Source organism: Gluconacetobacter takamatsuzukensis (assembly GCF_014174275.1).
Classification (GTDB): domain Bacteria; phylum Pseudomonadota; class Alphaproteobacteria; order Acetobacterales; family Acetobacteraceae; genus Gluconacetobacter; species Gluconacetobacter takamatsuzukensis.
Window position 1 is genome coordinate 18,807 of the sequence record NZ_JABEQK010000010.1, and the last position, 17,808, is coordinate 36,614.

At 68.7% G+C, this 17,808-nt stretch carries 14 protein-coding genes and 1 tRNA gene; 11 read left to right on the forward strand and 4 right to left on the reverse strand.

Annotated features, from left to right (window positions below; all coding sequences use genetic code 11):
• Positions 1–29: 29 nt before the first annotated feature.
• Both HLH27_RS12835 and HLH27_RS12840 read right to left on the reverse strand, forming a co-directional pair.
• Complete coding sequence (locus HLH27_RS12835; protein ID WP_182950440.1) at positions 30–2,576, reverse strand: mechanosensitive ion channel domain-containing protein; 2,547 nt, start codon at positions 2,574–2,576, stop codon at positions 30–32.
• 345 nt (positions 2,577–2,921) lie between these two features.
• Complete coding sequence (locus tag HLH27_RS12840; RefSeq protein WP_182950441.1) at positions 2,922–3,602, reverse strand: TetR/AcrR family transcriptional regulator; 681 nt, start codon at positions 3,600–3,602, stop codon at positions 2,922–2,924.
• Positions 3,603–3,735: 133 nt separating this feature from the next.
• Here HLH27_RS12840 and HLH27_RS12845 point away from each other — a divergent pair, with 133 nt between their 5' ends.
• From HLH27_RS12845 to HLH27_RS12865, 5 genes are all read left to right on the forward strand, one after another.
• Entirely contained in the window at positions 3,736–5,394 is a 1,659-nt protein-coding gene (locus HLH27_RS12845; RefSeq protein ID WP_182950442.1) for an efflux transporter outer membrane subunit, read from the forward strand.
• Positions 5,395–5,559: 165 nt separating this feature from the next.
• Positions 5,560–5,973, forward strand: a complete 414-nt coding sequence (gene dksA, locus HLH27_RS12850) for an RNA polymerase-binding protein DksA (RefSeq protein ID WP_182950443.1) — start codon at positions 5,560–5,562, stop codon at positions 5,971–5,973.
• Between the two features lie 108 nt (positions 5,974–6,081).
• Positions 6,082–6,156, forward strand: a tRNA-Thr gene (locus tag HLH27_RS12855).
• Positions 6,157–6,612: 456 nt separating this feature from the next.
• Positions 6,613–7,002, forward strand: a complete 390-nt coding sequence (locus HLH27_RS12860) for a type II toxin-antitoxin system RelE/ParE family toxin (protein WP_246375871.1) — start codon at positions 6,613–6,615, stop codon at positions 7,000–7,002.
• Complete coding sequence (locus HLH27_RS12865; RefSeq protein WP_182950444.1) at positions 6,999–7,298, forward strand: helix-turn-helix domain-containing protein; 300 nt, start codon at positions 6,999–7,001, stop codon at positions 7,296–7,298. Before HLH27_RS12860 ends, HLH27_RS12865 begins: the two co-directional genes overlap by 4 nt.
• A gap of 558 nt (positions 7,299–7,856) precedes the next feature.
• Here the strand turns inward: HLH27_RS12865 and HLH27_RS12870 are convergent.
• Positions 7,857–9,197, reverse strand: coding sequence for an amino acid permease (locus tag HLH27_RS12870; protein ID WP_246375872.1), 1,341 nt, complete (start codon positions 9,195–9,197; stop codon positions 7,857–7,859).
• Positions 9,198–9,321: 124 nt separating this feature from the next.
• Positions 9,322–10,095 carry an SDR family oxidoreductase gene (locus HLH27_RS12875; protein ID WP_182950446.1) on the reverse strand — a complete coding sequence of 258 codons (774 nt, stop codon included), beginning with the start codon at positions 10,093–10,095 and terminating at the stop codon, positions 9,322–9,324.
• 155 nt (positions 10,096–10,250) lie between these two features.
• On the opposite strand from HLH27_RS12875, the gene HLH27_RS12880 reads away from it, so the two are divergent.
• From HLH27_RS12880 to exaC, 6 genes are all read left to right on the forward strand, one after another.
• A complete protein-coding gene (locus HLH27_RS12880) occupies positions 10,251–11,153 on the forward strand; it encodes a LysR family transcriptional regulator (protein ID WP_182950447.1) in 903 nt (300 codons plus the stop codon).
• Positions 11,154–11,266: 113 nt separating this feature from the next.
• Positions 11,267–11,566 carry a YtcA family lipoprotein gene (locus tag HLH27_RS12885; protein ID WP_182950448.1) on the forward strand — a complete coding sequence of 100 codons (300 nt, stop codon included), beginning with the start codon at positions 11,267–11,269 and terminating at the stop codon, positions 11,564–11,566.
• A gap of 17 nt (positions 11,567–11,583) precedes the next feature.
• Positions 11,584–12,618 (forward strand): multidrug transporter subunit MdtN, encoded by a 1,035-nt coding sequence (gene mdtN, locus HLH27_RS12890; protein WP_182950449.1) that lies wholly within the window; start codon positions 11,584–11,586, stop codon positions 12,616–12,618.
• Entirely contained in the window at positions 12,599–14,398 is a 1,800-nt protein-coding gene (locus HLH27_RS12895; protein ID WP_182950450.1) for an FUSC family protein, read from the forward strand. Before mdtN ends, HLH27_RS12895 begins: the two co-directional genes overlap by 20 nt.
• Complete coding sequence (locus HLH27_RS12900; RefSeq protein ID WP_182950451.1) at positions 14,395–15,960, forward strand: TolC family protein; 1,566 nt, start codon at positions 14,395–14,397, stop codon at positions 15,958–15,960. Before HLH27_RS12895 ends, HLH27_RS12900 begins: the two co-directional genes overlap by 4 nt.
• 326 nt (positions 15,961–16,286) lie before the next feature.
• The gene (gene exaC, locus HLH27_RS12905) at positions 16,287–17,789 is read left to right on the forward strand and encodes an acetaldehyde dehydrogenase ExaC (RefSeq protein WP_182950452.1); all 1,503 of its coding nucleotides are present in this window, start codon (positions 16,287–16,289) and stop codon (positions 17,787–17,789) included.
• Positions 17,790–17,808 lie beyond the last annotated feature (19 nt).

Genomic DNA, 17,808 nt, shown 5'->3' on the forward strand with positions numbered 1-17,808 from the left:
GCCATGACGGGCGAGCAAGGCCCCCAAACTCAAGGAGGTGCAGGAGGCGAGCCTCCTGCCGGGGCGCGGGGCGGCGCCCCGCTCTCCGACGCCGCCTCATCAGCCTGTTTCGATGGCGGCGCAATCAACTCCACGCTCTGCGCCGGCTGTGCCAGCCGGATGCCTTCGCTGGCGAAGCGCTGGACCAGCAGGCGGTTGAAGGCGCGCTGGACCGGCCAGCGGGCCGCGTCGGTGCAGACGATCTGCCCCAGCAGCGTGACGGCCTGCGACGAAACCGCGTTGACGCCCCAATATTGCAGGTCGCTGAGCATGCCGGGGGCCAGGTCGGGGTCCTGGCGCATGCCCTGCACGATGTCCGCCAGCAGGGCGGCGGCGCGGTCGATATCCTGGTCGGGGGCGATATCGACGCTGACGGCGGCGTTGCCCAGGCCGCGATTGATGTTGGTGACGGTGGAAACCGCGCTGAAGGGAATGATATGCACCGACCCGTCGCCCGCGCGCAGGCGCAGGGTGCGGATCGACAGTGTTTCCACCGTGCCGGACAGGCCGCCGGCCGTGACCCAGTCGCCGACCTCCATGGCGTTTTCCAGCAGCAGGAAGATGCCGGTGATGAAATCCTGCACCAGTTTCTGCGACCCGAACCCAACCGCGACCCCGATAATCCCCGCCCCGGCCAGCAACGGTGCGATATTGAGCCCGATCTGGCTGAGCACGGTCATGAGCACCACGATGCTGAGGCACACCAGCAGCACCGTGCGCAGGATCGGCGACAGCGTGCGCAGGCGCATCGCCCGCCCCGGCTGCGCGCTGCTGGTATAGCGGCCGATCTGTCGGTCCAGCGCGGCGTTGACATATTCCCAGACGACGATGCCGATCGCCAGCGCCACCAGCACGGTGGCCGCCGCCGAAACCAGCCGGCGCCCCACCTTGCCGTCGTCGAACCAGTCGAAGGCCGGCACCCCCCAGGCCTGCAACAGGGTGACGGCCCCCGCGATCCCCAGAACCCACGCCAGCGCCTGGCGGACATAGGGGTAATAGCGCGCCCCCCGCCGGGCCAGGCCCGAGGCCGCGTTGCCCGCATCCTGCCCCGGCCGGAACGCGCGATCCAGCAGGCCGAACAGCAGGATCGCCAGCGCGCGGAACACGATCAGCACGCCGATCGCGATGGCGCACAGGCGCCAGACCCGCATATAGCCCCCCGGGATGTCGGCCGCCGACACCAGCCACAGCGCCAGGTCGAGCACCAGCGCGAAGATCCACCACCGCTCGGCCAGGCCGCCGAACAGGCCGTGGCCCAGGCGCCACCGCGCCATGCCCAGCGGCTGCAACATATGCGCGACCGGGTGGCGAACCCGAAGGATCAGCCCGGCCACCAGCAGATGTTCCACCAGCAGGATCACCAGCCCGATCGCATCCTGCCCCGGTTCGGACAGGCCCAGCAGCCCCCCGGCATCGGCAAGGCACAGCGCCGCGACGGGCAGCACGACCAGCGCGGTCGTCCACCCCGTCAGCACCCGTGCCATCCCGTCATCCAGCGGCAACGGCCGCAGATGCGGCAGACGGGGCGACAGCAGGGCGGCCAGCAGGACCATCACGCCGCGACCGATCGCATAGGCGTTGATCACCATCACCATGATCTGCGCCGCCGGCACCGCGTCATCCGGGCCCGCCAGGACATTGGCCATCAGCGTGGCGACGCCCAGGAAGGCTGCGACCGGCACCAGTTCCATCACCAGGCGCAGCAGGACCCAGGGCAGCAGGCGCAGTTGCCGCAGCAGGCGCGCGGCACGCCAGCGGGTCGCGGCCTCCTGCACGCGCGCCCGTTCGGCGGAGGCACCGTTGCCGTCTGGCCCCGCGATGGTATCCGGGGGCGCAGCCACCGGGTCGTGATCGGGCTCGTGCGCCGGCAGCGGCAGGCGCGTGGCCAGCATCGTGTCGATCCGGACCAGATGCCGGCGCAGCAGAAAGGCCAGCCCGCGCTCGACAGCCAGCCCGACCAGCACCACCAGCCCCAGTTGCCAGCCCAGCGCCACCAGCCCGTCGCGCCGGGCACCGGGGGCGAGCATCTGCCGGCCCCAGGTCTCCACGCCGCGCAGGTCCGCGAACAGGGCGCCGAAATGGCGCATATGCACGACGACCGCGCCCGCCACGCCGCCCAGCCCATGCAGGGCGACGGCGCCGAGGCTGCCCGGCGCCAGCGCGATGGGTGCCGACGCCGCCGGCTTGGCCGCAGGCGGTGACGCGGCGGCAGGCTTGCCCGCGCCACCGGCGGCATTCCCGCTGCCCGTGCCCGGCGGCAGCGCCTGCAATGCGTGCAGGTCCTGCAGGAAGGCAGCGCGTCGCTGCGGATCGTCCAGCGTGTTCAGCAGATGCTGCAACTGCGCACGATCCTGCGCCGGCACCGCCGCCCCCTGCCCCGCCGGGGCGGCCCGATCCTGCGCCTGCGCCGCCGGGAACAGGGCATGACGCGGCAGGAAGGCGGCGGACAGAAACATGACCGCCATCAGCGCCGCGATGGTGCGCAGACAGGCAAGGGACAGACGATGGCGAGGCGTGGCGGAGACGTCGGCGGGCATGAATCCTCCGGCTGAGAGATCGGGCAGACAGGGATGGACCGACGACGAAAACAGGCGTTTGCGCCGGGCGCGCGGCACTAAACGCATGAGACGGCACGAAAGTTCGCGCCCGGCCGGGCCATGCGCCCGGCCACCCTGAACGGTGCCTGCGAGGAAAGGGCGGCCGTGCGCCACGGCGCTCCGCCGGGGCCGGCCCCCGGAGGCGTGTGCCGCGCGCGGGACCGGACAGGCCCCAATAAAAAAACCGGGGCCAGAAGCCCCGGTTTTCCACATGATTCGGAGTGCAGGCTCAGCCTGTTCCGCCGCGATGATGGCGCGAATGCCGACAGGGCGATTTGATCTGGATCAAACCCGGTCGTCGCGAACCGGTTCGGGCACCGGCGGCCCCTTGCCGACCTGGAAGGTATTGAGGAACATCCGCGTCACCGTCCGCGCGATCATCGCGATATGGGCCGGGTCGGAATCCACCGGCAATTGCAGCCGCTTGCGCCAGGTGATGCGCGTCTGGCACAGGGCATAGAACAGTTCGGCCGCCAGTTCCGGGTCGGGCACGTCCAGGATGCCCTCGCTGGTGCGCGCCTGCAGCCAGGCGGACAGGATGCCGATCGCCTTGCACGGCCCGACTTGCCAGAAGGTCTCGGCCAGGTGGGGAAAGGTCGCGGCTTCCGACACCACGATGCGGTTCAGCATCAGCGACAGCGGCGAGGTGGTCAGCCGGATCATCGCGGTGGCGATGCCCTCCAGCGTGGCCTCGGGGCTCTGGGCCTCGCCGATCGTCTCGAACAGCTTGGGCAGCTTCTCGCAGGCGCATTCCTCGATGAAGGCCGCGAACAGGCTCGCCTTGCTGTCGTAGTAATTATACAGCGTGCCCTTCGAGACCCCGGCATCGCGCGCGATCTGCGACATGCTGGCGCCCTCGTACCCGTGCTCGGCGAAGATCCGGGCCGCGCCATCCATGATCTGCCGCCGCTTCGCGCTGGAAATCCCCGGCAGATCCGGCACGTTGGGCGACTGAACGGCTGACATGGTGCTTACTAACCTCCGGCGGCCATTGCTTTCCGGCCCGGACGGATTGACCGGACAGGGAAAGCCGATAGGGTATCGGCAATGACCGAACCGGTCGGTCATTGTTCATGATGATGTCATATTGCCTCCCGTCATGTCGATAGGACCGCTGGCGGGACCGGGGGAAGCAGGGGACCGTCTGGTGCATAAGGGATTTTCTTGGCGGGCCGCCATCATCGGGTTATCCGCCCTGGCCAGTGGCTGCGCGGTCGGGCCCGATTTTCACAAGCCGGCGGCCTGGACGCCCCCGCACTGGGCCGGCCCGGGGTCGTCCCCGCCGACCGGACCGGCGACGGGCCCGGTCGTCAGCGACATTTCCGACGCGACCCCCGACCCCGCATGGTGGGACGTGTTCCACGATGCCGAACTGTCGGCGCTGGAACGCCGCGTGGCCGGGCAGAACCTGTCGGTCGCCATCGCCACCGCCCGGCTGGCGCAGAGCCGCGCGCAGCTGCGCATTGCCGGCGCCGAACGCTATCCGGGCCTCAGCGCCGCCGGGTCGTATTCGCGCGCGCAATACAGCACCAAGATGCTGCAACGCATCGTCAGCGATGTCGGCGAATCCCCGCAGGTGCGGCAGGTGCTGGGCCAGTCCGGGCAACTGGGCAATGCCAGCCTGGCCGACGAATCGGGCCGGGTGTCGATTCCCCTCTTCGACCAGTGGAAAGACAGTATCGACGCGACGTGGGAGGTCGACCTGTGGGGCCGGGTGCGCCGGCAATACGAGGCCGCGGGCGCCGACATGCAGGCCTCGAACGAGGAACGGCGCGGCGTGCTGACGGCGCAGATGGCCGAACTGGCCCGCGACTACATGGCCCTGCGCGAGGCCCAGACCCAGCTGCGCATCCTGCTGGACAATCGCGACACCGCCGCCCGCTCGCTGGAGCTGAGCCAGCAGCGCAACCGGGCCGGCCTGGTCAGCGAACTGGACGTGCAGAGCGCGCAGTCCCAGCTGGACGCCACCACGGCGCGCATTCCGCAGACCGAGCAGCAGATCGCCATGCAGGTCAACGCGCTCAGCCTGCTGCTGGGCGAGCCGCCGGCGGCCCTGGCCGGCGAACTGCTCAAGGCCGAGGCCATTCCGCCGGTGCCGCCGCGCGTGCCGGCCGGCGTGCCCTCCGAACTGGCCCGCCGCCGCCCCGACATCCGCCAGGCGGAAGCGCAACTGCACGCCGCCACCGCGCAGGTGGGCGAGGCGGTGGCCGAGTTCTATCCCCGCGTGACCATCGATGCCGGATTCGGCTTCCAGTCCCTGTCGTTCCGCGACCTGGGGTTCTGGAACGCCCGGGCCTGGAATGTCGGCCCCTCGATCACCCTCCCGATCTTCCAGGGCGGCAGGCTGCGCGGGCAGCTCGAACTGCGCAAATCGGCCCAGCAGGAAGCCGCGATTTCCTATCGCCGGACGGTCCTGGGCGCATGGCACGAGGTCGATAACGCCCTGACCGCCTATCGCGACGAACAGATGCGCCGCGACAGTCTGGAGCGCGAGGTGGCGGCCGACCAGCGCGCGCTGGACCTGGCCCGCGACCAGTATCGACACGGCATGGTGACGTTCCTGACGGTGCTGGACGCCGAGCGCCGCATCCTGGGCGCGCAGACCGACCTGGCCGGCAGCACGGCCACCCTGTCGACCGACCTGGTGCAGCTTTATTCCGCCCTGGGCGGGGGGTGGGAGACCACGTTCCCCGACTCCGCACCCGCCGGCCCGGCGCCGCGCACGGTCGCGCAGGCGGCTCCGCACGGGCCGGCCTGAGGGGATTTCGGAGGGAACTTCGTTTCGAAACCTGCTTTTCCGGACGACTCCGGCCGGCTTCAGGCTTGGCGGACGGCGGGCGGCGGCGTATAAGCCGCCCGTTTCGCGGCGGGTCCCTGTCGGGCGACGATCTCGTCCCGGGGGCAATATTCAAGGACGCGCACCATGATCACACTGCCCCCCGATTACCACCCCTCGGAAGACGAGGAGTTCATGAACCCGCTTCAGGTGGAATATTTCCGCCAGAAGCTCCTGAAATGGCGTGCCGACCTTCTGAAGGAAGCGGACGAGACCCTGGCCAGCCTTTCGGAAGGCGGGATCCACGAGGCCGACATCACCGACCGCGCCAGTGTCGAGACCGATCGCGCGCTGGAACTGCGCACCCGCGACCGGGCCCGCAAGCTGATCTCCAAGATCAACCAGGCCCTGCTGCGAATCGAGAACGGATCGTACGGATTCTGCGAGGAAACCGGCGAGCCGATCGGCCTGAAGCGCCTGGAAGCCCGCCCGATCGCGACCCTGTCGATCGAGGCGCAGGAGCGGCACGAGCGCATGGAAAAGATCCACCGCGACGATTGACCGCACTCCGGCGGGGGCATGACCGGCCATGAAACGGCCCGGTCATGTTTTCTCGCCAAGGGGGGTTGCAACGCCCCCCGGGAGGCGGTAGGAACCGCCCACCCCGTTGCTGCTGTAGCTCAGTGGTAGAGCACTCCCTTGGTAAGGGAGAGGTCGACAGTTCAATCCTGTCCAGCAGCACCATGATTTCCCGAGAGAACAGCCGATATTACGATCTGACAGCCCTCAGAAACGAGGTGCGCCATGTCAGGTCAAGGCGAACTGAATCGCCGAAAGTCGTGCAAAATCCGTACAGGGTTTTTCCTTGTACCCCTCCCCATCCGTGCGATTCCGCTCACGTCTTCTCCTCCACACGAACCCAGGTAGGCTGTGCGGAAAAGACGGGGATGAGCTTCCAAGGTTGGATTACGAGGCTCCTGAAACCTGAACCCGCATGGCGGTCGCGACCGGCCAGAATCAGGGAAATGTCGTACAGCCGGGAGGGACCGGCACCATGACGAGGGGTGGAGCAGTTGGCTCTCGTCCAGCAGTCGTGCCGCGCCACGCATCAAATGCCTGGTGTGCCATAGACATTCCCCTTCTGCTGGGCCGCCCCCTGCATGGAGTTCGTAAGCTGCGCCACTCCAGACAAACACCGCAATGCGGTATCTCCACTGGATTCAAATGCCGCGCTGCGGTATTGATGGCGCCATGTATTCGGTCATCGAAACCCCAATCTTCACGAAGAGCGCCGACGCTCTGCTGACCATTGAAGAACGGGCTGAACTAATCCGGGTATTGGCTGCGAACCCGCGGAGTGGCGATCTGATCCCGGGCCTTGGCGGCATCCGAAAAATGCGTTTCGGCGCATCAGGGCGCGGCAAACGAGGCGGCTATAGGGTCATCTGGTATGTTGGCAGCGAGCGCATCCCGGTCCTCGCGCTTCTGATCTACGGCAAGAACGATCAGGTTGATCTGACCCCGGACCAGAAGAAGGCCCTCGCCGCGATGGCCGAACGGTTGAAGCGGATGGACAAGGAAAGGACATGACCATGCCGAACATTGCTGATGAACTTGTGGCCTCCATGGCCCAGGCCGTAGAGATCATGGAGGGGCGTATGAAGCCGGGGCGAGTGTGGACGCCGCCGGCGACCGTGGACGTGCGCCAGATCCGCGCGAAGACCGGCCTGACGCGGGAGGCGTTCGCCAACCATTACGGATTCAGCCGCAACGCGGTGCGGGATTGGGAGCAGGGCGTGAGACGGCCGGAGAAGGCCGCCAGGACGCTCCTGCTGGTGATCGACCGTGAGCCCCAGGCCGTGGAGCGGGTGCTGGCCCAGGCATGAATTCGGGCTGTCAGGCAGGCCGGCAGGAGTGGCGCAGATGGCGAGAATGACGTTGAAGGAAGCGATGTCCCGCCGGTCCACAATTGATTGGGACCGGGTCAGGGCGACCTCTGACGAGGATATGGCCCGTCAGGCGCATGAGGACGGCACAGAGACCCCAGACGGCCTTGAAGCGGCCTATTCCCCTATCCTCCCTGGAACCGTTCGCAGCTCCCATAGAGCGCAACGACAGACGAATCCCACGCCATGACCCGAACACGCGTCAGGAACTCCCGGACGATCCTGTGCAGCTTCGCCGCCTGCGGTCATCTGGCCAGACCGTAGCGTCGCTCCTGTTCCGTCATGACCGATATGCAGACGGCCGGCATCGGGATATCGGCAAGCCGTTCGTGCCCGTGGTGAACAGTTTTGCGATACCCGACATTACGCCCGCCGATAGATACCACGATATGTATCGTCAGCATGTATCGTCAGCACACGATGTCGACGTCGCGGAACCCGCACCGCGCCGGGCGGCGGCCGGGGAGTGCGCGGCGCCTCAGCAGAACAAAGGATGCCTCACACCACCGACGCCCCCGCCCGCCGCGCCGACAGCCGGCCGTGCAGCAGCACCAGGGCCGCCAGCCATGCCGCGTCCAGCAGGAAGGGCACGTACAGCCGGCCGACCCAGACGATATCCAGCCCGATCGCCAGCAGGAAGGCGATGGCCAGCCAGTTGCTGGCCGGGGCCCCCGGCAGCGCTGCCACCTGCCCGCGCGCGCCGTCGGCGCTCTGCCGGTAGGCCAGGTGCGCCACCATGATCGAGGCCCAGACGAAGATCAGCAGGAACGCGACGCCCTGGATCGCGTAGCCGAACAGCTGGTCGGGCAGGAAATAATTCAGCACCACGCCCGCCAGCACGGTGGCGAACGACGCCGCGAAGGCCATCGCGGGCACGCCCGAGGCCGAGCGCTCGCGCAGCCGCGCCGAGGCCATGCCGCTTTCGGCCAGCGACGCCAGCGTGCGGCTGGTGGCATACAGGCCGGCATTGCACGATGACAGCGCCGCCAGCGCCATGACGGCGTTGATCGCCTCGCCCGCCATCGGCAGCCCCATATGCTGGAAGGCCAGCACGAACGGGCTGTGCGTCGCGTCGGCCTCGCCCCACGGCACGATCGCCATGATCACGGCCAGGCTGCCGACATAGAAGACGATGATGCGCCCGACGATGCCGTTGATCACGCGCGGCAGCACCCGGACGGCATCGTCGGTCTCGGCCGCCGTCAGGGCGATGATCTCGGTGCCGCCGAAGGCGAACAGCGCCATCGGCAGGATGGCGGCGAAGCCCGTCATCCCGTGCGGCAGCAGCACCCCGGCCTGCCACAGATGGCCGAAGGACGCATGCGGCCCCGCCGGCCCGACATGGCCCAGGATCGTGACCAGCCCGCAGCCGATCAGCGCCAGGATGGCCCAGATCTTGATGATGGCCAGCCAGAATTCCATCTCGCCGAACGTGGCCACGGCGCGCGAGCCCACGGCCAGCAGCACGCCCCCCAGCACGGCGGCCACCGCCCATTGCGGCACCTCCGGCATCCAGTGGCGCACGAAGATGCCGGCCGCGGTGATTTCGGAAATGCACACCAGCGTCCAGATCAGCCAGTAGCTCCAGCCGACCAGGAATTCCATCCGCGCGCCCATGTACCGGCCGACGAAGGCGTTCAGCGTCCGCCCCCCGGGGTCGGACAGCGCCAGTTCCGCCGCCGCCCGGCCGATCAGGAACACGACGATTCCGCACAGCACATAGGCCAGCAGCACGGACGTTCCCGCCTGCTGGATCGCCCCGCCGGAGCCCAGGAACAACCCGGCCCCGACCGACCCGCCCAATGCCATGAACAGAATATGGCGCTGCTTCAGACCCAAGAACCATCCCCCCGAAACCGACAGGGGCGGCGCCATACCGCGCCGCCCGGGCCATCACCATAGACACGGCCCCTGCCGGCGCAAAGCCGGATCGCCGGGAGAACGATCCGGACGGTCCGCCCCGTTACTTGGTCGTGTAGCCGCCGTTGATCAGGATGGTCTGGCCGGTGATCCACCAGCCTTCCGACACCAGGAAGCGGATGAAGGGCGCCACGTCCCCAATCTCCGTCAGGCCCGTGGGACTGAAGGCCGACAGCGCCGCCGCCTGCTTGTGATAGGCCACGGCTTCCGGCGCTTCCTGCCCGTAGAAGAACGGCGTATCCATCGGGCCCGGCCCGACCGCGTTGACCGAAATCCCCCGCTCGCCGAATTCCTTCGACGCCGCGCGGGTGTAATGCTCGACCGGCGCCTTGGCCCCCGCATAGGTCGAATAGAACGGCGTGTAGGCCCCCAGCAGCGACGTCACCAGCGTGACCAGCTTGCCGCCGTCCTTCAGATGGATCCCGGCCTCCTTGATGAAGAAATAGGCCGCCTTGGAATTGATCGCCGCCATCGCGTCGAATTCGGCTTCCGTGGTGTCGATGATCGGCTTCTTCAGCACCTTGCCCACGGTGTTGATCGCGATATCCGGCCGGCCGATCGCCCCCACCGTGTCCGCGAACAGCGCGGCGCAGGCCCCGGCGCTGGTCAGGTCGGCCTGGAAGGCCACCGCCTCGGCCCCCGCCGCGCGGATGTCGGCCAGGGTCTGCTCGGCCTCGGGCCGCGAGGAATTGCTGTTGTAATGGATCGCGATCGCCTTCGCCCCGGCCGCCGCCAGGTCGCGCGCGATCAGTCCGCCCAGATTCTTCGCCCCGCCGGCAATCAGGACCGTCTTTCCGCTGATGCTGTGATCGGCCATCTCGATGGCTCCTTCCCGTCCCTCCCCCGCCGGATGCGGGAGATCATGCGAATTACGATATCATTCCGGAAACGCGGATAAATTTGCGTTTCCGGACAACACATGTCGTAGAATCCGAACAAATCACCCCTGCCGAGAGGGTTCCGAGGAAAACGATGGACCGCATCGACCTGTTCCGCATCTTCGCCCGCGTGGTGGAGAGCGCCAGCTTCACCCGGGCCGCCGCCACGCTGGACCTGCCGCGCTCCACGGTCTCGACCGCGATCCAGGAACTGGAGGCCCGGCTGGGCACCCGCCTGCTGGCCCGCACCACCCGCCGCGTCGCCCTCACGCCGGATGGCGCGGCCTTCTACGAACAATGCGTCCGCCTGGTCGCGGACATCGAGGAAGCGGAGGGCCAGTTCCGCCGCGACCCCGCCGGGCCGCGCGGCGTGCTGCGGGTGGACATGCCCGGCCGCATCGGCCGGCTGGTCGTGGCACCGGCCCTGCCGGATTTCCTGACCCGCCACCCCGGCATCACCATCGAACTGGGCGTGACCGACCGCGCCGTGAACCTGATCGAGGACGGCACCGATTGCGCGCTGCGCGTCGGCCCGGTGCACGATTCCGCACTGATCGCCCGGCGGATGGGCGAATTCCGCCTGCTCAACGTCGCCAGCCCGGCCTATCTGGCCCATCACGGCACCCCCCGCCACCCCGACGACCTGGCCGCCCACCAGGCCGTGCGCTACGCCTCACCGGCCAGCGGGCGGGTCGAGCCTTGGGAATGGGTGCAGGACGGCACCCTGCGCACCCTCACTTTGCCCGGCCGCGTCACCGTCAACAGCGCCGAGGCCCTGATCGCCTGCTGCCTGGCCGGGCTGGGCATGATCCAGGTGCCGGCCTTCGACGTGCAGGACCATCTGCGCTCCGGCGCGCTGGTCGACCTGCTGGCGGACTGGCGTGCCGAGCCGCTGCCGCTGACGCTGCTGCACCCCCACCGCCGCCATGCCGCGCGCCGGGTGCGCGTGTTCGCCGACTGGCTGGCGGAGCTGATGGCGCCGCTGCTGCGCGCGTGAATTTTCAGGGTAAGATGGCGGCCGGTAAGCATTTTCCTGTTCTTTTTTGAAAAAAAGAACCAAAAAACTTCTGGACCTTTTCAGCAGAACCCTGCCAGCGCGTGCGGAGGCCAATGAGACAAAAGTCTTTTTGCTTCTTTTTCTTCAGAAAAAGAAGAAACCTCCACCCTGTCCTCCCCCTCCTCGCCCTGAACGGCTGCGCGCTGCGCGGCGCGCCCTCCTTCCCCATCGTCGGCGCCTATTTCCCGGCCTGGATGCTGTGCGCGCTCGTCGGCATCGCGGTGGCGGTGGGGCTGCGCGTGGTGTTCCTGCTGGCCGGGATCGACGCGCTGCTCAGCTTTCGCCTGTTCACCTATGTCGCCCTGGGCACGCTGGCCGCGCTCGCCCTGTGGGCGCTGGCGTTCGGGCCCTGAGCGTGGAGCGGGTGCGCATGGGCGGCAGGCGCCGCATCGGCATCGCGATCGCCCTGGCCTGCGTCGGCGCGGCCATCGTGGCCGGCCTGATCGTGGCCCGGTGGGACGATGCCTATCCCTCGACCGACAGCGCGGCCATCGATGCCGAACTGGTGCATGTCGCCTCGGTCGTCGGCGGCCGGCTGACGGAGTTGCCGGTGCGCGAGAACCAGCATGTCCGCAAGGGCGACCTGCTCTACCGGATCGACCCGGAGCCCTATGCGCTGACGGTGCGGCAGGCCGAGGCCAACCTGGCGCTGGCGAACGCGGAACTGGCCAACCAGCGCCGCCTGCTGGCCGTGCGCACCGCGCAGGCCGCCACCGCCCGCGACCAGGTGACGCGCGCGCAGACCAACCGCGACCTGGCCGAGCGGACCGTCACGCGGCTGGAGCCGCTGGCCAATCGCGCCTACGTCCCGTGGCAGCAATACGACCAGGCGCGGGTGGCACGGAACGATGCCGAGATCTCGCTGGGCCAGGCCCGCCAGCAATCGGCGGCGGCCGAGATCGCGATCGGCGACCTGGCCAGCGCGATGGCCACCCAGGCCGCCAGCCAGGCGGCGCTGGACCGCGCGCGCTACGAACTGCGCCAGACGGCGGTGACGGCGCCCGCCGACGGGTTCGTCACCAGCCTGCGGGTGAAGGCGGGCGAGGTGCTGGCGCCCTCGCAGGTGCTGTTCACCCTGATTGCGGACGATGCGTGGTACGCGGTCGCCAACCTGCGCGAGATCACGCTGTCCGTGGTCCATCCCGGCGATTGCGCCACGGTCTATTCCATGATCGACCGCCGCACCCCGATCCAGGGCCGGGTAGAGAGCATCGGCTGGGGCGTGCTGTCGGCGGATTCCGCCGGGCCGGCGCGCGCCCTGCCGCTGGTGCCGCGCCAGATGGACTGGGTGCATGTGGCCCAGCGCTTTCCGGTGCGGGTCCATCTGCAAGGCGCCGCCCCCGCCCTGCTGCGCATGGGTGCCACCGCAACGGTCGAGATCCGGCATGGCGCCGCCTGTCCCTGACCCCGGCATGGCCGACGCCCCCCTGACCCCGGCGCGGCTGTGGCGGCTGGTGCGCGACCCCGCGCCCGGCCGGCTGGGCCATGCGCTGCGCATGGCGGCGGGCTGCACGGCGACGGTACTGGTGGGCGAGATCTGGCAGGTGCCGGACGTGGCGGTGCCGGCGCTGGTCACGCTGGCCCTGTGGCAGAAGGACCGGATGACCAACGCGGTCGCCGGCGTCGCGGTCAATGTGCTGATCGTCGTCCTGCTGGTGCTGATCTACGGGCTGGTCGCGCTGACGCTGGACCACCCGATGGCGCTGGTGATCGTCATCACCCTGCTGTCGTTCGGCTTCTTCTTCCTCGGCTCGGCCAGCAAGCTGCGGCCGGTGGCCTATATGCTGGGGCTGATCGTGGTCTACGGGCTGGTGGCCATCGACCAGGTGTCGGTGGGCGAGATCGTCACCCGCGCCCTGCTCTATACCGACCTGTTCCTGGCGGTGCCCGGCGCGGTGATGGTCGTGCTGGGCCTGCTGATCTGCCCCTCGCCCTGCCGGGTGCTGACCGACGATATCGCCGCCCGCCTGCGCGCCGCCGCGGCCCTGCTGCGCGGTGCCGACGCCGAAACCCGCGCCCAGGCAACCCGCCTGCTGCGCGAAGGCACCACGGGCATGACAAAGGCCCTGCGCATGGCCGGGCTGGAAAGAATGTGGCGGCCGGCCGACCTGGCCTGCCTGCGCCAGGCGGCGGAATGCGCCGTCGCCGTGCTGGCGCTTGCGGAGTCCGAGGCCGCGCGCGACCCCGCCGCCCCGCCCCCGCAGGCGCTGGTCGACACGCTGGAGACCATGGCCGCCCTGTTCGCCGCCGGCGACTACCCGACCGCCATCGCCGCCCCCGCCACGCCCCCCGGCCGACCGGCCTGCACGGCCATGGCGGCCCTGCTGGCGGTCTTCACGACCCCCGACCCGACGCCGCAGGACGCACCCGCGAAAGGCAAAAGCGGCTTCCTCGCCCCCGATGCCTTCACCAATCCCGCGCATGTCCGCTTCGCGGTCAAGGGCACCGCCGCGGTCATGACCAGCTACCTGCTGTTCCGGATGATCGACTGGCCGGGCATCCATACCTGCATCATCACCTGCTTCATCGTCGCCCTGCCGACGATGGGCGAGATGATCGCCAAGCTGACGCTGCGGATCGGCGGCGCGCTGATCGGCGGCGCCATCGGTATTGCCGCCATTGTCTTCGTCCAGCCGCATCTCCAGGACATTACCGGCTTCCTGGTGCTGGTCTTCGCGGTCTCGCTGCTGGCGGCGTGGGTCAAGACCGGCGACGAGCGCATCGCCTATGCCGGGCTCCAGATCGGGCTGGCCTTCTACCTGACCGACCTCAAGGGCTACGGACCGACCAGCGACATGGCGACGGCCCGCGACCGGATCGTGGGGATCATGCTGGGCAACGCCATCACCTACGCCATGTTCACCAGCTTCTGGCCCACCAGCGCCTATGACGGCATCGCCCAGCGCCTGCGCGCGGTCGCGGCATTGCTGCGCCGCCAGCGCGCGGCCACCACGCCGCAGCAGCAGGCGGCCTGCGTGGCGGCCCTGCAATCCGCCGTCTCGCAGGGCGAGCGGCAGGTGGAATATGCCCTGGCCGAGCCGATCCACCTGCGCGCGGAGATGGACCGGATCGCGATCTTCCGGACCGGCTTCGCCGATGCCGGCCGGCTGGGGGCCGACATGCTGGATGGTACCGCCACCGATGCCGGCGCGCGCATCGCGGCGCTGGAGGCCCACGCATCATGACCGGCCGTTTCCCGATCGCCGCCGCAACCCTGCTGCTGGCGGGCTGCGCGACCGCCGAATTGGCCACCGCCCCGCCGCGCCCCGACCGGCCATGGACCCCCGACGTGACGGCGGAAGGCGCCATCGTGCCGCCGGGCCACGGCAAGCGCGGCCTGACCCTGCCGCCCGGATACAGCCTGCCCGCCGACCCCGACGTGGTCACGCACGGCGCCTCACCCGCCCTGCCGGCGCGGACGGCCCAGCCCTACACGCTGGCCGACCTGATCGACATCGCCCAGTCCGCCAATCCCCAGACCCGCCGCGCCTGGAATACCGCGCGCGACGCCGCACTGGCGGTCGGCATCACCCGCAGCACCTACCTGCCGCACCTGACGGCCACCGTGGTCGGCGGCTGGTCCCACAGCCACGGCCAGACGACCGATGCGTCGCTGGAGGCCGGCGGCTACGGCACGCTGCCGCTGGGCAACGGCGCCGGCAGCCGCAATTCCGGCGCCGGCGAGGTGCAGACGCTGGGGCTGGAATGGCTGCTGTTCGATTTCGGCCGGCGCGAGGCCACGGTCGAGGCCGCGCGACAGGCCCAGATCGCCACCAACGTGCTGTTCACGGCGGCGCATCAGAAAGTCATCTACGCCGTCACCACCGCCTTCTACACCCACGCCGCCGCCACCGCGCGCGTGCGGCTGCTGCATACCGCGCTGGACAATGCACATCATGTCCAGGCGGCCGCCGAGGCCCGGCTGCGGCAGGGCCAGGGCACGATCCTGGACGTCACCCAGGCCCGGCAGGCCACGGCCCAAGTCGCCCTGCGGCTGGTCCAGGCCGAAGGCGAGGACGAGAACACCTACCTGACCCTGCTGGCCGCCACCGGCGTTTCCGCCGAAACCCGGATCGGGCTGGAAGACGTCTCCGGCCGCCCCCTGACGCAGGACGATGCCAGGCTGAGCGAGGAGATGGTCAGGCGCGCCGTGGCCCGGCGGCCCGACGTGCTGGCGGCCTATGCGGCGGCGCGGGCGGCGCACAGCCGCGTCAGCGCGGCGCGCGACGCGTTCCTGCCCAGCATCTTCATGACCGGCAACGTCTCCTACGCCACCGGGCGCATGAACCTGACCTCGGTGCCCGGCGTCGGCAGCGATTCCGCGCCCACGCTCAACCTGTCGGCCAACCGGTTCAGCAGCCTGGTGCTGGGCGGCATCAGCGTGCCGATCTTCGATGGCGGGTTGCGCGCGGCGGTGGTCAAGCAGGCGCAGGACCAGTCGGACAGCGCCGAGGCCACCCTGCGCCAGACGGTCAACGATTCGATCCAGCAGGTCGTGGCGGCGGAAAACGCCCTGCGCACCGGCCTGCACGCCTATGCCGCCGCCACGGCACTGCGCACGGCCTCGCAGACCAGCTTCGATGCCGCGCTGGCCGCCTATCGCAGCGGCGCGGGCTCGATCACCCAGGCGCAACTGGCGCAGAATGGCTTGCTGGACGCCGATATCGGCCGCTCCGACGCCTATTACGCCACCCTGATCGCCGCCGCCGGGCTCGCATTCGGCACCGGCGCATTGGGAGGGGCCTGACCGGAACAGGGTTTCGACCGGCAGGCTACGGCCCGCATATCGCGATTTTCGCCGCACCCCATCGCCGGCCGCGCCGAAACACACCCTGCGCAAACCACCCCGAGAATCAATGATTATCTTGTTGATTTGTATCGTTTTTTTATGAAAATTTTATGGCACTCAGTGCCATTTTTCACAAGGATGTGACCGCACGACCGATTGCCGGGTGCCCTGCGCTCTATATAACGCGGAATACAGCAACACGGACCAGCCCGGTCCTGTTTGATGTCCGGCTCCGTTTCCGGCCGCCCGCCGGATGGCGCCGTTGCAGTCCAAGGAGTGTCCGCATGTCTGTCAACGAACAGCCGCCCTTCAAGGCACGCTACGAGAATTATATTGGTGGAGAGTGGGTGGCCCCGGTCAAGGGCACCTACATGTCCAACATCACGCCCGTCGACGGCCGCGTGCTGTGCGAGGTCCCGCAATCCACCGCCGAGGATATCGAACTGGCGCTGGATGCCGCCCACAAGGCGTTCAAGAGCTGGGCCCACACCTCGCCCGCCGAGCGCTCGCTGATCCTGCTCAAGGCCGCCGACCGGATGGAGCAGAATCTCGACCTGCTCGCCCGCGCCGAGACCTGGGACAACGGCAAGCCGATCCGCGAGACGCTGAACGCCGACATCCCGCTGGCGATCGACCATTTCCGCTATTTCGCCGGCTGTATCCGCGCCCAGGAAGGCGCGTTGAGCGAGATCACGGACACCACCATCGCCTATCATTTCCACGAGCCGCTGGGCGTGGTCGGCCAGATCATCCCCTGGAACTTCCCGCTGCTGATGGGCTCGTGGAAGCTGGCGCCCGCGCTGGCCGCCGGCAATTGCGTGGTCATGAAGCCCGCCGAGACCACCCCCGCCAGCATGCTGGTGCTGATGGAACTGATCGGCGACCTGTTCCCGCCCGGCACGCTGAACATCGTCAACGGCCTGGGCCGCGATGTCGGCGCCGCGCTGTCCAACAGCACGCGCATCGCCAAGATCGCCTTCACCGGCTCGACGCCCACGGGCAAGATGATCGCCCATGCGGCGGCCGAGCACCTGATCCCGGCGACGCTGGAGCTGGGCGGCAAGTCGCCCAACATCTTCTTCGCCGACGTCATGGATCATGACGACGATTATCTGGACAAGGCGATCGAGGGCTTTGCCCTGTTCGCGCTGAACCAGGGCCAGATCTGCTCCTGCCCCAGCCGCGCGCTGGTGCACGAATCGATCTACGAGCGCTTCATCGAGCGCGCGCTGCCCCGCGTGAAGGCCATCAAACAGGGCAACCCGCTGGACCCCACCACCATGATGGGCGCCCAGAACTCGCTGATGCAGCAGAAGAAGATCCTGGACTATATCGACATCGGCAAGAAAGAGGGCGCCGAGCTGCTGACCGGCGGGGGCACGCCCGACCTGGGCGCGGTGCTGAAGGAAGGGTTCTACGTCCAGCCCACCGTCTTCAAGGGCAACAACAAGATGCGGATCTTCCAGGAGGAGATCTTCGGCCCGGTGCTGGCGGTCACGACCTTCCGCACCGAGGAAGAGGCCCTGGCCATCGCCAACGACACCGAATTCGGCCTCGGTTCGGGCGTATGGTCCCGCAACGCGAATACCTGCTACCGCATGGGACGCGGCATGGAAGCTGGACGTGTGTGGATCAACTGCTATCACGTCTACCCGGCTCACGCCGCCTTCGGCGGCTACAAGAAGTCGGGGATCGGTCGTGAGACGCACAAGATGGTGCTCGAACATTACCAGCAGACCAAGAATCTCCTGGTCAGCTACAGCGAGAAGAAGCTCGGCTTCTTCTGAGACCGCCGCGGGGGCGCTC

What these genes read in the sequence shown, in the direction of transcription:
- HLH27_RS12835 (WP_182950440.1), bottom strand. Translation starts at nt 2,576, where the DNA reads ATGCCCGCCGACGTCTCCGCCACGCCTCGCCATCGTCTGTCCCTTGCC.
- HLH27_RS12840 (WP_182950441.1), bottom strand. Translation starts at nt 3,602, where the DNA reads ATGTCAGCCGTTCAGTCGCCCAACGTGCCGGATCTGCCGGGGATTTCC.
- HLH27_RS12880 (WP_182950447.1), top strand. Translation starts at nt 10,251, where the DNA reads ATGGACCGCATCGACCTGTTCCGCATCTTCGCCCGCGTGGTGGAGAGC.
- HLH27_RS12885 (WP_182950448.1), top strand. Translation starts at nt 11,267, where the DNA reads ATGAGACAAAAGTCTTTTTGCTTCTTTTTCTTCAGAAAAAGAAGAAAC.
- HLH27_RS12875 (WP_182950446.1), bottom strand. Translation starts at nt 10,095, where the DNA reads ATGGCCGATCACAGCATCAGCGGAAAGACGGTCCTGATTGCCGGCGGG.
- HLH27_RS12900 (WP_182950451.1), top strand. Translation starts at nt 14,395, where the DNA reads ATGACCGGCCGTTTCCCGATCGCCGCCGCAACCCTGCTGCTGGCGGGC.
- HLH27_RS12845 (WP_182950442.1), top strand. Translation starts at nt 3,736, where the DNA reads ATGTCGATAGGACCGCTGGCGGGACCGGGGGAAGCAGGGGACCGTCTG.
- HLH27_RS12865 (WP_182950444.1), top strand. Translation starts at nt 6,999, where the DNA reads ATGACCATGCCGAACATTGCTGATGAACTTGTGGCCTCCATGGCCCAG.
- exaC (WP_182950452.1), top strand. Translation starts at nt 16,287, where the DNA reads ATGTCTGTCAACGAACAGCCGCCCTTCAAGGCACGCTACGAGAATTAT.
- HLH27_RS12895 (WP_182950450.1), top strand. Translation starts at nt 12,599, where the DNA reads ATGGCGCCGCCTGTCCCTGACCCCGGCATGGCCGACGCCCCCCTGACC.
- HLH27_RS12860 (WP_246375871.1), top strand. Translation starts at nt 6,613, where the DNA reads ATGCGGTATCTCCACTGGATTCAAATGCCGCGCTGCGGTATTGATGGC.
- dksA (WP_182950443.1), top strand. Translation starts at nt 5,560, where the DNA reads ATGATCACACTGCCCCCCGATTACCACCCCTCGGAAGACGAGGAGTTC.
- mdtN (WP_182950449.1), top strand. Translation starts at nt 11,584, where the DNA reads ATGGGCGGCAGGCGCCGCATCGGCATCGCGATCGCCCTGGCCTGCGTC.